Below are 13,811 nucleotides of genomic sequence, written 5' to 3' on the forward strand. Positions count from 1 at the left end.
CTGGGAAGAAGGTGGGGGATATCCGATGACCTCCCCCGATTACATTATCGTCGGCAGTGGCATCAACGCGCTGGTCGCGGCTGCCATGCTTGGCAAGAAGGGCCGCAAGGTGCTCGTCCTCGAGCGCAACGACCGCATAGGCGGCTGCCTGCGCAGCGAGGAGATCACCGAACCAGGCTTCATCCATGATGTCATGGCAACGACGATGGTGCTGTTCCTGACGTCGCCGGCCTATGGTGCCATCGGCAAGGATTTGGAGGCCCGCGGCCTCGAATTCGCCCATGCCGACCTGCCCACCGGCGTGTTAAGACCGGATGGTTCGCACGTCATCTTCTCGAAAGATCGGCGTCGCAACATCGCCACCTTCGACGAACTGTCGCTCGGCGACGGTCAGACATTCCTGCGCGAGATGGATGCGCTGGCCGCCGACGCCCCCTTCCTGTTTTCGCTGCTCGGCGGCGCACTGTGGTCGGGCTCGACCTTGAAGGCCGTCGCCAAGCAAGGTTGGGGCCGCGGCCTACGCAAGCTCGCCGCCTGGTTCGGCAACGCCTTGACGCCGGCTCGCGGCTATCTCGAAACCACCTATCGTTCTGAAGATATTCATGCGCTTTGGGCGCCGTGGGTGCTGCATTGCGGCCTCGGGCCAGAGAGCGCCTACTCGGCCGAGATGCTAAAGGTCATCGGCTTTGCCCTGGAGCTTGCCGGCACTCCCGTCGTCAAAGGCGGCACCGGTGCGCTGCTCACCGCCTTCGAACGGCTGATCACGGACAATGGCGGCGAGATCCGCACCGGCACCGATGTCGAAAGCATCGGTCCCGGCCCCGGCGGGCGCGCCGGCAGCGTCAAGCTTGCGGGTGGCGAAACCCTGAACGCCAATGCCGGCATCATCTGCTCTGTAACGCCGAACCAACTCTACGACCGGCTGCTGAAAGACTGGCCGACGCCGCCACCCCCGGACGTCAAGACGAGCGTTGCCCGTTATCGTTATGGCAAGGGCAATATGCAGATCCACTACGCGCTGTCCGAGCCGCCACGCTGGAAGGCGGATGCAGAACTTGCCAAGGTCGCGCTTCTTCATTTGACGCCAGGCCTCGACGGCGTTTCGCGCGCCGCCAATGAATGCGAACGGGGGCTGCTGCCGGCCGAACCGACCATCTGCGTCGGCCAGCCCACCTCCTTCGACCCCAGCCGAGCGCCAGCGGGCAAATCGATCCTCTGGCTGCAGCTTCCCGAGGCGCCGCGGCATATCAAGGGCGATGCGGCGGGCGATATTGCGATACCGGCTGACGGCCGCTGGACGGACGAGGTGCGCGAACGCTATGCCGACCGCATCGAGGCGGTGCTCGAAAGCCATATCGAGAACTTCTCCGGCATAAAGCTCGCCCGACGCGCCTATTCGCCCGCCGATCTCGAAGCCATGAACATGAATCTCGTCGGCGGCGACCCCTATGGCGGCTACTGCGGCATAGACCAGTTTTTCCTCTGGCGCCCCTTCAAGTCCTCTGTTAACCACCGCACCCATGTAGCAGGCCTGTACCACATTGGGGCTTCGGCACATCCTGGGCCGGGTCTCGGAGGAGGTTCGGGTTTCCTGCTTGCATCATCATTAAAATAACAGGAATCCACGGGGAGATATCATCTTATGGAGGAACGGTTTTCAGGTACCGTTTTGCGGCGTCGCAAGGAGGGCACGGAAAAACGTCCGACCATGGGCGAGATAGGGCTCAACCACTTTGCCCCCTACCTGATGAACCGGCTGATGGCCCGCTGGAACATCAACATGTCGGAAGAGCTGCGCGAATACGACATGACGACTGCGAAGATGCGGGCTCTCGCCGTCCTCAGCGTGTCCTCCTCGGTCACCATCAACGAACTCTCCGTCTTTGCCGTCACCGAACAATCGACGATGAGCCGCACGCTGGATTCGTTGGAGCAGCAAGGCTTCATCCGCCGCCAGCCCCGCACCGAGGACATGCGCATCCGCGACGTCTCCATCACCGAAGAAGGCCGCGCCGCCTTCGAAAAGGTCTGGCCAACCATGTACGATCTGTTTCTGCAGATGTTCGATGGCGTGGAAGAAACGGAGTACCGGGCGTTCATCTCGACGCTACACAAGGTGCTGCACAATATCCGCAAGCATGAGATTTGAGGACGCTTATCCCGCCCTTGGCAGGCGGGAAAGCAAATTCTTATATTTAGCCGCAAGGCTAAGTATTAGAATTTGCAAGGGCGGGGGTAGGCAGGGACGCACAGAACCCCTGAACTAAGTTGAGCAAGGCACGGACCCCTGCTCTGGCAATTTCAATGGCTTAGAAATTGCGCCAAACTTCCGCACATGGCGCGCCTCCTGTGCCGCAATTCCTAAACCAGTGAAATTGCTTTCTCGCCCGCCAAGGGCGAGATAAGACTCCGCGCTCGCCGCAGCTCCTCGGCCAGAGCGCACTCTTGAAGTAGAAAAAGCGAACTTCTCACTACGACGGAGATTGGACATCATCACCCAGCTTGAGTTTTTCTGCGTGATAGGTGCGTAACTCCTCGAAGACATCCTCAGCCGAGACATCTGGACGGCCGTCCTCAAGCGCTTGTCGTATCTTTGCCCGAATCTTCTCATTCTGGGCATGGTCGTCAATCATCACAGCGTCGCCACCGTCTTCAGCGCCCCATCGAGCGCAATCCCCTTCTCATCCAGCAACGCCGCCTGCCTCAACCTCTTCATCCACGCTGCCCCGTCGTCGCGATCACGCAGCATCGATAGCGCCGACATCACGCGATCGAACTTGGAAAGGCCGCGCGCATGGGTGTCGGAATAGCCTTTGACCAGACGGCGGTTGTTGAGGACTTCGACGGCGAGATCGTAGTTTACCTCAAACAAGTCGGTCGCGGCTGCAAGCCAGGTTTCGCGATGCTCGGTTTCGCGCATATGGCGCAGCGTACCGCGGCGGGTTCGGCGCAGCGCTGAGACGATGTAAAGCCCGAGGAACCAGAAGAGCGTTCCGGTCTGCACACGGCGGCCTTTGTTGACGAGACGATCCAGGCGATTGAAGAGCTTGGGCCGGCCCTCGATCCAGAGGCCGAGGCCTTTCGGCAAGGTGCCGCAAACCTCTTCCATGCGTGGATGCATATATTCGGTCACATAGACGATCTGGTCGTCCTTGGCGCCAACTTCCTTGCGTACGCGATCGAAGCGCGACGCGCGCACCTTCAGATCGGCGACGCGGATGACATCGTCATAGGCCATGGCGACCGCGGTATATTTCGCTGCCTGCACGGTGAAGGCGAAATCCTTGGCCGCGCCGCCGGCCTTCTGATCCAGGGCATAGAGCGCTGCAACGCGGGTCAGATATTCATCGGCATAGGCCGGGTCCTGATAGTCGGTGAGTTTCTTGACGCCGGCAAACAGCAGCGGCAACGCCTCTTCCGGAAACTCGGTGCGGATGCGATATACGAGACCATCGAGCGCCGGATGACCAGCCGTTTCCGGCAGGGCATCGAAATGTTTCGATGGCGTCGCGGAAACGGGATCGCGCGGCTTGTCCTTGGCGCGATCGAAGGCTGCATTGAAAGCCTTCAGGCTGGGTTCGATGCCCCTGCCGCCGGCACGGATCATGGCTTCAAAGGCCTGCTTGGCGAAGGGCAGCGCCCCCGAGGCCGCGAGCGCACCGAACATCGAAGCGGAAATCACGCTGCCGTTCTTGACCGCCAGTGTTTCCATATCGAAGGCGATGGTGCGTTTGGCGGCAAAATCCGTGGCATCGACCACCACTTCCGGATTGCCGATTCCATCGCCCGGCTTCTCCTTTTCGCCGACAGCGAAGGAGCGATGCGTCGAGGCGATCAGCACGGTCTTGTCGGGCGTGACCAGGCCGCGCAGCACGGAGCGGCCGGCTTCCATCAGCTCGGCAGCCAGGACGACATCGACATCGCCCGGCGTCGGCATCAGCGAAAAGATCGGCGCATGGCCGTCACGGACCGGCAGCATCTCGATATAGTAGATCGTGGCGCCCGTGCGCTGCGCCACGCCGGGGACAGAGGTGGTCTGCGCCATCCAGCCTTCCGCTTCGGCAAGCCCGACGATCCAGTCGGCCAAGACACCGCCACCCTGCCCGCCCATGGCGAGGACTGCCAGCGATAGCGGTTTGTCGGTCGACAGACGTTGGGCGCCAATATTATTGGTCATGCTGACATGCTCGTTCATATCGATCCCTCAGTCCGCAAAGACGATGCGGCCGGCCCGGCGGCGGGCCTGCAGCCAGCCGATGACGGCCGCGCGCATGCGGGCGAGGAAGCGATCCCAGCCAGAGGGATTGTGGATGATATCGGCGCGATAGAAGGAAGGACAGAGGACGGCAGCCTCCGCCACTTCGCCGCAATTGCCGCAGCCGACGCAATTATTGTCGACCGCCGCCACCGGATCATCCTTCAGCGGATCGTCGGTATGCTTGACCGACAGCGACGGGCAGCCGGAAAGACGGATGCAGGCATGATCGCCCGTACAGACATCCTCATCGACACCAAAGCGTTCCTTGACCATGCGCGCGCCGGCCTTCACCGCCTGCGCGAATTGCGGCTTCACGCGCCGCTGCTTGTTCAGCATGCATTCCGACGAGGCGACGATGATCTTCGGGCCGGGCTCCTTCGAAGTCAGCGCCTCGCGCAGCGTGTCGCGCATCTTGCCGACATCATAGGTCCGGTCGATCTGGCGAACCCAGGTGGCGCCGATGCCCTTGACGGCGTTGACGATGGAATTGTTGGTCTTGCGGCGCGGGTTCAGCGCCCGCGAAGACGGGATGTCCTGGCCGCCGGTTGCCGCCGAATAATAGTTGTCGACGACGAGAATGACGCCGTCCTGCTTGTTGAAGACGGCATTGCCGACCGAGGTCGCCAGGCCGTTATGCCAGAACCCGCCATCGCCCATCACGGAAATAGCCCGCTTGTCGGCGGCGACATTGAAGGCGGAGGCGGCCGCCGGACCGAGGCCATAGCCCATCGTCGTGCTACCAATGTTGAACGGCGGCAGGATCGAAAACAGGTGACAGCCGATATCGCCGGAGATGTGATGCTGGCCGAGTTCATTCTCAACCAGCTTCATCGCCGCGAAAATCGGCCTTTCGGGACAGCCGACACAGAACCCCGGCGGGCGTGGCGGCACGACTTCGGCCAGCGCCTTAACCTTCGGGTCGTTGAGAACAGGCGTCGGGTCCGGCAAAGGCGGCTGGTTGCCGAGCAACACGCGCTGATGCGTTTCGACGAAGTTCTTGATGCCCTTCACCAGCACCGGCGGGGTATATTCGCCACCCATCGGCAGGACATCCTTGCCGGAAACCTTGGTCTGGATGTCACGGCGGCGCAGGATGGTGTTGAGCGACTGTTCGATATATTCCGGCGCCCCCTCCTCGACCATCAGCACGGCCTTTTTGCTCGCGCAGAATTCGGCCATCTGATCGTCGATCAGCGGATAGGCGACGTTGAGGACATAAAGCGGAATAGCCGAGTTACCGTAGACATCGGCAAGGCCGAGCTGCTGCAGCGCGCGCATGACGCCGTTATACATGCCGCCCAGCAGGATGATGCCGACGTCGCCTTCGGACGGACCGAAATATTCGTTGAGCTGACGCTTCTTGATGAAGTCGACAGCGGCCGGCCAGCGCTTCTCCAGCTTCTCCTTCTCATGCAGGAAGGAGGCCGGCGGCAGCACGATGCGGTTGACGTCGCGCACCGGATTTTCCAGCGCCTGCCTAAGCGTATATTTCGGCCGCTTGTTGTCCTTGGCATCGAACTGGCCGTGAACATGGCAGCTACGAATGCCCACCTGCAGCATGACCGGCGTATTTGAGGCTTCCGACAGTTCAAAGCCCTCTTCGACCGCCTGCACGATCGAGGGCAGGTTCGGGCGCGGATTGAGCAGCCACATCTGCGACTTCATCGCATAGGCGTGGCTGCGCTCCTGCATGATCGAGGAGCCTTCGCCATAGTCTTCGCCGATGATGATCAGCGCGCCGCCGGTGACGCCACCGGATGAGAGGTTGGAGAGCGCGTCGGAGGCAACATTGGTGCCCGCCGTCGACTTCCATGTGACGGCGCCGCGCACCGGATACATGACCGAGGCCGAAAGCATGGCGGCAGCGGCAGCTTCCGAAGCCGAAGTCTCGAAATGAACGCCCAGGTCCTCCATCACATCCTTGGCATCGGCCAACACGTCCATGAGATGGGAAATCGGCGATCCCTGGTAGCCGCCGACATAGGAAACACCGGATTGCAGCAGCGCCTTGGTGATCGCGAGAATACCTTCGCCACGGAAGATATCGCCTTCTCCAAGCTTCAGATCCTCGACTTCGCGCGCAAACGACCGTTCGGCCATCGAAGCTACCCCTTTGCCTTATCGGGCTTGTTTTAAATCATTTGCAAAATCATATTTTGAACCCCATCCGGCTGTCAACGAACAAATGGGAAACCTCGCAATCCGGCGAATCGCGCGAGGCAGACATAGAGTTGAGGGTTCAAAAAATACTATTCTGAGTCATAAATGACGAACGTACATATATGCAATTGCATAAATTATGAGCTTCATCGCCGAAATCGCGATCAAAAAAGCACGCCGGAATCTGCGAAATGCCCAGAGAAAGCGCTTGCCGGTTTTGGAGGCTTATTTTAAGATTAAAACATTCCGAAAATAAATCGCCAGTGGCAGGTGGGCGTCACGCTTCTCTGCCGCTTAACAGGGGAACGGAGTGATCATGACGACACTTACTCGGCGCGAGGCATTGAGCCTCGGCGCGGCCGCTTTCATTACGGGAATTCTCGCAGGCAGGACGAGCGTGGAAGCCGCCGAGGCCGGCACGCTGACGATTGCCTTCAATGTCAATTTGCCCTCTTTTGACCCTACCACCGGCCCCTCGGCGGTCAATCCGACGATCCAGGCGATCTATCGCTCCGTCTTCGACCAATATATCGGCCAAGGCCCGGATCTGAAATTCCAGCCGGGCTTGCTCACCGCCTGGGGCTGGAACGACGACAAGACCAAGGTCTGGATGGATGTCCGCGAGGGCGTCACCTGGCATGACGGCTCCAAGTTCACTCCGGACGACGTCGTCTGGTCGCTGGAGCGCGCCGCCAAACAAGAGACCGGCAATCCGATCCAGTTCATCTGGTCGACGGCCAACAATTATAAGGTGGAAGGCAACCGCATCACCGGCGATGTCGTTCGCTTCGAGCCGACCTATTTCAAATGGATGGCTTTCCTGACCGGCTATGTCCTGCCCAAGGATTACTACAGCAAGGTCGGCGCGGAAGGCTTCGAAAAGAAGCCCGTCGGCACCGGCCCCTACATGGTCGACGCCTATGAGGGCAATTCCTATCTGCGGCTGAAGGCGAACCCCAACTATTTCGGCGGCAAGCCGGCCTTCGATACCGTCATCTTCAAATTCGTACCGGATACGACCAGCCGCGTCGCCGAGATCGAATCCGGCTCCTCCGACGTGACGCTCGAAATCCCCTACGAGGATTTCGACCGCCTGAAGAAGAAATCGGGACTTGCCGGCGTCGCCACACCGATCTCCGATATCGGCATGATCTTCATCAGCAATGTCGATCCGATGCTGGACAAGAATGTCCGCCTCGCCGCTAATATGGCGATCGACAAGGAAGCGATCATCAAGCGCCTTCTACGCGGTTACGGCAAGCCTCTGTCAACGCTGGAAGCGCCGGAATACGAGGCCTACGACGCCTCGATCAAGATCCCCTACGATCCGGAGCAGGCCAAGAAGCTCTTGGCGGCCAGCGGCTATTCGCCGGAAAAGCCGGTGAAGTTCGGCATCAAGACTACCCGCGGCTTCAAGCCAAAGGATTACGAGATGATCCAGGCGATCGTCGGCATGTGGCGCAAGGTCGGCATCGAAGCTGATATCGAGGTCTACGAAATCGCCAAGCATTACGAGCTGCGCGCCGCCCACAAGCTCGGCCCGGCCGCCTTCTACAACTGGGGCAACGCCATCGGCGACCCGACGACCTCAACCGGCTTCGCCATGTTCGGCCCCTCGCCGCACTCAGCCTGGAAGACCAAGGATGTTGACGACATGCTGGGGCCGCTCTGGGTCGAAAAGGACGAGGCGAAGCGAATTGCCGGCTGGAAGGCTGCGATCAAGTATATCGCCGAGCAGGGCTACGTGATCCCCCTGCTGCAATATGTCCAGCCGATCGTCTATAAGTCGAGCCTGAAGGTGACGCCGAATGTTTCTGGCGCCCTGCAGCCGACACTGGTGTCGAAGGCTTGATGGGCAGAGTTTCGCTCTTGCGGCTTTGCCCCTCACCCTAGCCCTCTCCCCGCAAGCGGGGCGAGGGAACGACCTTTGTACCCTCGCCCGGGAAGGCAGTCGGATGGAAGGCTGTGGATGCGTCTTTCCCCTTCTCCCCGTCAAAATGGGGAGAAGGTGCCCGACAGGGCGGATGAGGGGCTCGGGGCTCTCCATCGCCACCAGCGAATGCGATCGGAACTCATAACGAATGCTAGCAGTTTCCATTCTCAATCGCCTGATCATGGCCGCCATCACGCTGTTCGGCGTGGCGTTGATCGTCTTCGTGCTGCTGCGCGTCGTGCCGGGCGATCCGATTGCGATGATGATATCGCCGGGCGCTACTCCGACCGATATCGCCGCGCTGCGTGCCCATTACGGCCTCGACTCCAGCCTGCCGATGCAGTTCGGCATCTGGCTGAAATCGGTTTTGACGGGTGATTTCGGAACCTCGATCTCGTTGAAGCGTGACGTTCTCTCCTTGCTCGGCGAACGCCTGCCGGCGACGCTGGAGCTAGCCTTTGCAGCCCTGGCGCTGGCAGTTCTTCTCGGCGGCACGGTCGCCATTGTCGGCACGCTTGTCCGGCGCACGCCGCTGGAGCCCATTATCGATAGCCTCAACGGCCTCTTTCTCGCCGTGCCGGATTTCGTCTGGGCGCTTGCTCTCGTGCTGGTCCTCGGCGTTCTTTTTCCGCTCTTCCCGCTTTCCGGCCGCATCGATCCGAGCATCGACGCGCAATTCACGACGCCCTTCTATCTCATAGAAAGCCTGGTCACCTTCCGTTTCTCGATCTTCGCGGATATCGTCTCCCACATGGTCATGCCGGTGCTGGCGCTTGGCCTGCCGCTCGCCGCCATCATCGCCCGTGTGCTGAAGACGACGCTCTCGGAAGCCATGGTGCAGGACTATATTCTGCTCGCCAAACTCAAAGGCATGTCGAACCTGCGCCTGGTGCTGCAGGAAGCGCTCCGCAATGCTGTCGGCCCGACGATCGCGCTCACCGGCGTGCAGTTCACCTTCCTGATCGGCGGCACCGTCATCGTCGAGCGCATCTTCGCCTATCCCGGCATCGGCAATATGGCGATCGACGCCGTCATCAATCGCGACCTGCCCCTGATCCAGGGTCTTGTGCTGGTTTTCGGCGCCCTCTTTATTCTCATCAATCTGGCCGTCGATCTGCTGGTGGCCGCCTTCAATCCGAGGCTCGCCCATGGCTGATATCGCTGCGACCGCCTCCCTCAAACCACCACGCAACGCTAAGCGCCTGCGCGCGCTGCTATCGGAACCCAAGGTGATCTTCGGCGGCGGCTTCATCCTCATCCTGATCATCCTTGCGATCTTCGCACCCTATATCGCACCGAAAGACCCGCTGGAGCAGGACCTGATGTCGGGTACTTTGCCGCCCGTCTGGCTTAACGGTTCCGATCCGGGCTTTCTCCTTGGCACGGACGATCTCGGCCGCGACGTACTGTCTCGCGCCATCTTCGGCTCGCGCGTCGCCCTCATCGTCGCCTTCGTCGCGGCAGGCTTGGCGGCCTTGATCGGCACGCTGCTCGGCCTTTTCGCCGGCTGGTATGGCGGCTGGATCGACAAGGTGATCTCCAGACTCGTCGATATCTGGATGGCCTTTCCGCCGGTGCTGCTATCGATCCTGCTGGTGGCCGTTTTCGGCTCCGGCGTGCATTCGGTCATCGCCGCCATCGTCATCATCGACTGGACGCGCTTCTGCCGCGTCGTACGCTCCGAAACCCAGGCGCAGGCACAAATGGATTATGTCACCGCCGCCCGCACGATCGGCTTCTCGCGTGCAAAAATCCTGTTCAGCGAAATCCTGCCAAATGTCGCGCCTGTGCTGATCGCCCTCGTCAGCCTGGAGATGGGTATCGCCGTCATCGTCGAGGCCATCCTTTCCTTTGTCGGCCTGTCGGTCTCCTCGGACACGCCGACCTGGGGCGGCATGATCGCCCAAGGTAGGCAGATCATCTATGACGGCTGGTGGGTGCTCCTCGTGCCGCTCATCGCACTCTTCGCCACGGTGCTTGCCTTCAACCAACTCGGCGACGGCCTGCGCCGCGCCCTCGACCCGGTGATGCGCCGATGACCGAACCGCTTCTCTCCATCACCGGCTTGAACGCCGTCTCCGACCGCGATGACGGCGCGCCTATCCTGCGCGATGTCTCCCTGATATTGCAACGCGGCGAAGTCCGCGGCCTCGTCGGCGAAAGCGGCGCCGGCAAATCCACTATCGCCAAGGCCTTGCTCGGTATTTTGCCACGTACCGTACGCGTTACCAGCGGCTCAATTCTATTCGAAAGCCACGACTTGCTGAAACTGCCCGCGAAGCAGCTTCGCGACATCATGGGCAACGAGATCTCGCTGATCCCGCAGGACCCGCAGACCGCCCTCAATCCCGGCCGTCGCATCGAGGCGCAATTGACCGACGGTTTGCGGCTGAAGCGCGGCCTGTCTTCGCGCGATGCCAGGCTGCGGGCCCTGAAATTGCTGACGGAAGTACATATCCGCGATCCTGAACGGGTATTGCGCGCCTATCCGCACGAACTCTCCGGCGGCATGCGCCAGCGCATATTGATCGCCGCCGCCTTCGCGCTGGAGCCAAAACTGGTCGTTGCCGACGAGCCGACGACAGCGCTCGATGTCACGGTACAGAAGCAGATCCTGCGGCTAATCCGCGGCCTGCAGGAAGCGCACGGCACCGCCGTCATCTTCGTCACCCACGATCTTGGCGTCGTCGCGCAGATCTGCGACACCGTCACCCTGCTTTATGCCGGCAAGGTTATCGAGGAAGGCCGCACTGCTGACGTGCTCGGCAATCCCCAACACATCTATACGAAATCCCTCATCGCCGCCGGTCCGCGCTATGACCGGCCCGATGCCGGGCTGACGCCGGTGCCGCAAGCGGTTTTCGAACAATTGCGCCATGAAATCGGCATTCGGGAGGGCGGAAGATGAGTGCGTCCGACATACTCCTCTCCGCCAAAGGCCTCGACGTCACCTACGGCGCCAAGCGTCATCTTTTTGGCCCCGCCGACGGCGGCAACAGGGTGCTGCACAGCGTCGATGTCGACATCCGCCGCGGCGAGACTGTTGGCATCGTTGGCGAAAGCGGCTCCGGCAAGACGACGCTTGGACGGGCGCTGCTGCGGCTGGTCGACCTCTCCGCCGGCACGATCCATTTCGACGGCAAGGACATTACTCACATGCCGGACACCGAGATGCGGCCGCTGCGCCGGCGCATGCAGATGATCTTCCAGGACCCCATGGCCTCGCTCAATCCGCGCCATACGATCCGCCGCATTCTGGTCGAGCCGCTGTTGCTGCACGGGCTGGTGACTGACCGGCAGGCCGCCGAACGCCGGGTCGCTGCCATCCTCGACCGCGTGACGCTGCCGCATGCCTGTCTCGACCGCAATCCGCATGAGCTTTCCGGCGGCCAGCGCCAGCGCATCGGCATCGCCCGCGCCGCCCTGCTGGAGCCGGATTTCGTGCTTGCCGACGAAATCGTCTCCGGCCTCGATGTCTCGACGCAGGCGCAAGTGCTGAATTTGCTGAAGGAGCTTTCCCGCGATCTCGGCCTGTCCATGGCTTTCATCAGCCACGATCTCTCCGTCATTCGCGCCGTTTGCGACCGCGTCTATGTGATGCGCCGCGGCCGCGTCGTAGAGGAAGGCGATTGCGAACGTGTCTTTGCAGCACCGGCCTCCGGCTATACCCGCATGCTGCTGGACGCCATCCCGCTGCCGGAGATCGACCCGACCTGGCTCGGTCGCGAAACCGAGCAGGAGGATGCGGCTTAAGCCAGCTATTTGAGCCGAAAACGCTGGATCTTGCCCGATTCCGTCTTCGGCAAAGCGTCCACGAAGACGATCGAGCGGGGATATTTATAGGGCGCGATCATTGCCTTGACGTGATCCTGCAGCGTCTTCACCAGCAAATCCGAGCCGGCGATGCCGGGCATCAACACCACATGCGCCTGAACAATATGGCCGCGATCTTCATCGGGCTTGCCGACGACAGCGCATTCCAACACGTCACCATGCGATAGAAGTGCCGCCTCCACTTCCGGCCCGGCAATATTGTAGCCGGCCGAAAGAATAATATCGTCGGAGCGTGCGGCGAAGTGGAGATAGCCGTCTTCATCCTGGATGAAGCTGTCCCCCGTCACGTTCCAGCCATCCCTGACATAATCGCCCTGACGGTGGTCGGCGAGGTAGCGGCAACCGATCGGGCCGCGAACCACCAGCTTGCCGATCGTGCCGCGCGGGACTTCGTTCATGTCGTCGTCGACGACGCGCGCCTCGTAGCCGGCAAGCGGCTTGCCGGTGCAATTGGGCTTGGCATCGTCAAGCCGGTTGGAAATGAAGATATGCAGCAACTCGGTCGAGCCGATACCGTCGAGGATCGGCTTGCCAGTCTTTCGCGTCCACTCTTCGAAGATGGGCCCCGGCAGCGTCTCGCCGGCCGAAACCGCAATGCGGAGGGAAGAAAGATCCGCCCCTTCCTCCATCGCCGCCAGCATGGCGCGATAGGCAGTCGGCGCGGTGAAACTGATCGTCGCGCCATATTCCTGAATGATCTCGATCATATTCTTCGGCGAGGCGTTTTCGAGTAGCGCCGTCGACGCTCCGAACCGCAGCGGGAATACGACGAGACCACCAAGCCCGAAGGTAAAGGCGATCGGCGGTGAGCCGATGAAAACATCCTCGGGCGTTACCTGCAGGACTTCCTTGGCATAGGCATCGGCGATGATGAGGATATCCCGATGGAAATGCATGGTGGCCTTGGGAACGCCCGTCGACCCCGAGGTGAAGCCGAGCAGCGCCACATCATCCCGCCCCGTCTTTGCCGCCTCGAAACGCACCGGCTTGTTGAGCGCGATGCGATCAAGCTCTGCGTCGTGATTGGCGGTGCCGTCGAAGCCGACGACCTGCTTCAGAAACCGGCTTTCCTTCGCCGCCGCAACGAGATCTTCCAGCAGCCTCGTGTCGCAGAGCGCAAAAGTGATTTCCGCCTTGTCGATGATCTTCGACAACTCGCCTGATCGCAGCATCGGCATGGTGTTGACCGCGACGGCGCCGACCTTGGTCACAGCCAACCAGCAGGCAATCATCGCCGGATTGTTGCCCGAGCGGATGAGAACGCGATTGCCGGGCTTGATACCGAAATTCTCGACAAGCGCATGGGCGATGCGATTGGTCCAGTCCGCCAGCTCCTTGTAGGTACGCCGGCGGCCGTTGCCGATCAGCGCGACATGATCGCCGAAACCGCGCTCGACCATGCGGTCGCTGAGTTCGACACCGGCATTCAGCCATTCGGGATAGTCGAAACCGTCCAGCAGCAGCTCCGGCCATTCCCCTGCTAGCGGCAGGTTGTCCCGCGTGAATGTATCGGCATGACCCGTCGGTCCAAGCATGGTTCGCTCCCGCATTCCTCTCGACCCAATTCGACACCCAACGCCGATCTCCCGGTAGCGTGTGCAGCATCGCGGAAAATGATTGCACCGA

At 61.1% G+C, this 13,811-nt stretch carries 11 protein-coding genes; 7 read left to right on the forward strand and 4 right to left on the reverse strand.

Annotated elements, in window-relative coordinates:
* The first annotated feature begins 25 nt into the window (after nucleotides 1–25).
* Together GGD50_RS06780 and GGD50_RS06785 are read left to right on the forward strand one after the other, a co-directional pair.
* Complete coding sequence (locus tag GGD50_RS06780; protein WP_107109030.1) at nucleotides 26–1,615, forward strand: phytoene desaturase family protein; 1,590 nt, start codon at nucleotides 26–28, stop codon at nucleotides 1,613–1,615.
* Nucleotides 1,616–1,642: 27 nt separating this feature from the next.
* A complete protein-coding gene (locus GGD50_RS06785; RefSeq protein WP_028754698.1) occupies nucleotides 1,643–2,149 on the forward strand; it encodes a MarR family winged helix-turn-helix transcriptional regulator in 507 nt (168 codons plus the stop codon).
* A gap of 322 nt (nucleotides 2,150–2,471) precedes the next feature.
* On the opposite strand, the gene GGD50_RS06790 is transcribed toward GGD50_RS06785, so the two are convergent.
* From GGD50_RS06790 to GGD50_RS06800, 3 genes are read right to left on the reverse strand one after another with little or no spacing between them, the layout of a single operon-like run.
* Nucleotides 2,472–2,633, reverse strand: a complete 162-nt coding sequence (locus tag GGD50_RS06790) for a hypothetical protein (protein WP_181316091.1) — start codon at nucleotides 2,631–2,633, stop codon at nucleotides 2,472–2,474.
* Nucleotides 2,633–4,195 (reverse strand): indolepyruvate oxidoreductase subunit beta family protein, encoded by a 1,563-nt coding sequence (locus GGD50_RS06795; RefSeq protein ID WP_107109031.1) that lies wholly within the window; start codon nucleotides 4,193–4,195, stop codon nucleotides 2,633–2,635. Before GGD50_RS06795 ends, GGD50_RS06790 begins: the two co-directional genes overlap by 1 nt.
* Before the next feature lie 9 nt (nucleotides 4,196–4,204).
* Nucleotides 4,205–6,358 (reverse strand): thiamine pyrophosphate-dependent enzyme, encoded by a 2,154-nt coding sequence (locus tag GGD50_RS06800; protein ID WP_107109032.1) that lies wholly within the window; start codon nucleotides 6,356–6,358, stop codon nucleotides 4,205–4,207.
* A 376-nt stretch (nucleotides 6,359–6,734) separates the two neighbouring features.
* Here GGD50_RS06800 and GGD50_RS06805 point away from each other — a divergent pair, with 376 nt between their 5' ends.
* From GGD50_RS06805 to GGD50_RS06825, 5 genes are all read left to right on the forward strand, one after another.
* The gene (locus tag GGD50_RS06805) at nucleotides 6,735–8,270 is read left to right on the forward strand and encodes an ABC transporter substrate-binding protein (RefSeq protein WP_107109033.1); all 1,536 of its coding nucleotides are present in this window, start codon (nucleotides 6,735–6,737) and stop codon (nucleotides 8,268–8,270) included.
* 229 nt (nucleotides 8,271–8,499) lie between these two features.
* Nucleotides 8,500–9,507, forward strand: a complete 1,008-nt coding sequence (locus tag GGD50_RS06810) for an ABC transporter permease (protein ID WP_107109034.1) — start codon at nucleotides 8,500–8,502, stop codon at nucleotides 9,505–9,507.
* On the forward strand, nucleotides 9,500–10,390 hold the full coding sequence (locus GGD50_RS06815; protein WP_107109035.1) for an ABC transporter permease: 891 nt from the start codon (nucleotides 9,500–9,502) through the stop codon (nucleotides 10,388–10,390). The genes GGD50_RS06810 and GGD50_RS06815 overlap by 8 nt, the downstream gene beginning before the upstream one ends.
* The gene (locus GGD50_RS06820) at nucleotides 10,387–11,259 is read left to right on the forward strand and encodes an ABC transporter ATP-binding protein (protein ID WP_107109036.1); all 873 of its coding nucleotides are present in this window, start codon (nucleotides 10,387–10,389) and stop codon (nucleotides 11,257–11,259) included. The genes GGD50_RS06815 and GGD50_RS06820 overlap by 4 nt, the downstream gene beginning before the upstream one ends.
* Nucleotides 11,256–12,104: an ATP-binding cassette domain-containing protein gene (locus tag GGD50_RS06825; RefSeq protein WP_107109037.1), complete on the forward strand. Its 849-nt coding sequence runs from the start codon at nucleotides 11,256–11,258 to the stop codon at nucleotides 12,102–12,104. Before GGD50_RS06820 ends, GGD50_RS06825 begins: the two co-directional genes overlap by 4 nt.
* Before the next feature lie 5 nt (nucleotides 12,105–12,109).
* Here the strand turns inward: GGD50_RS06825 and GGD50_RS06830 are convergent, their stop codons facing one another.
* Nucleotides 12,110–13,720, reverse strand: coding sequence for an AMP-binding protein (locus GGD50_RS06830; protein ID WP_107109038.1), 1,611 nt, complete (start codon nucleotides 13,718–13,720; stop codon nucleotides 12,110–12,112).
* Between the last annotated feature and the right edge of the window lie 91 nt (nucleotides 13,721–13,811).

The sequence above is a fragment of the Martinezella paranaensis genome, assembly GCF_014200235.1.
Taxonomy (GTDB): Bacteria; Pseudomonadota; Alphaproteobacteria; order Rhizobiales; family Rhizobiaceae; genus Rhizobium; species Rhizobium paranaense.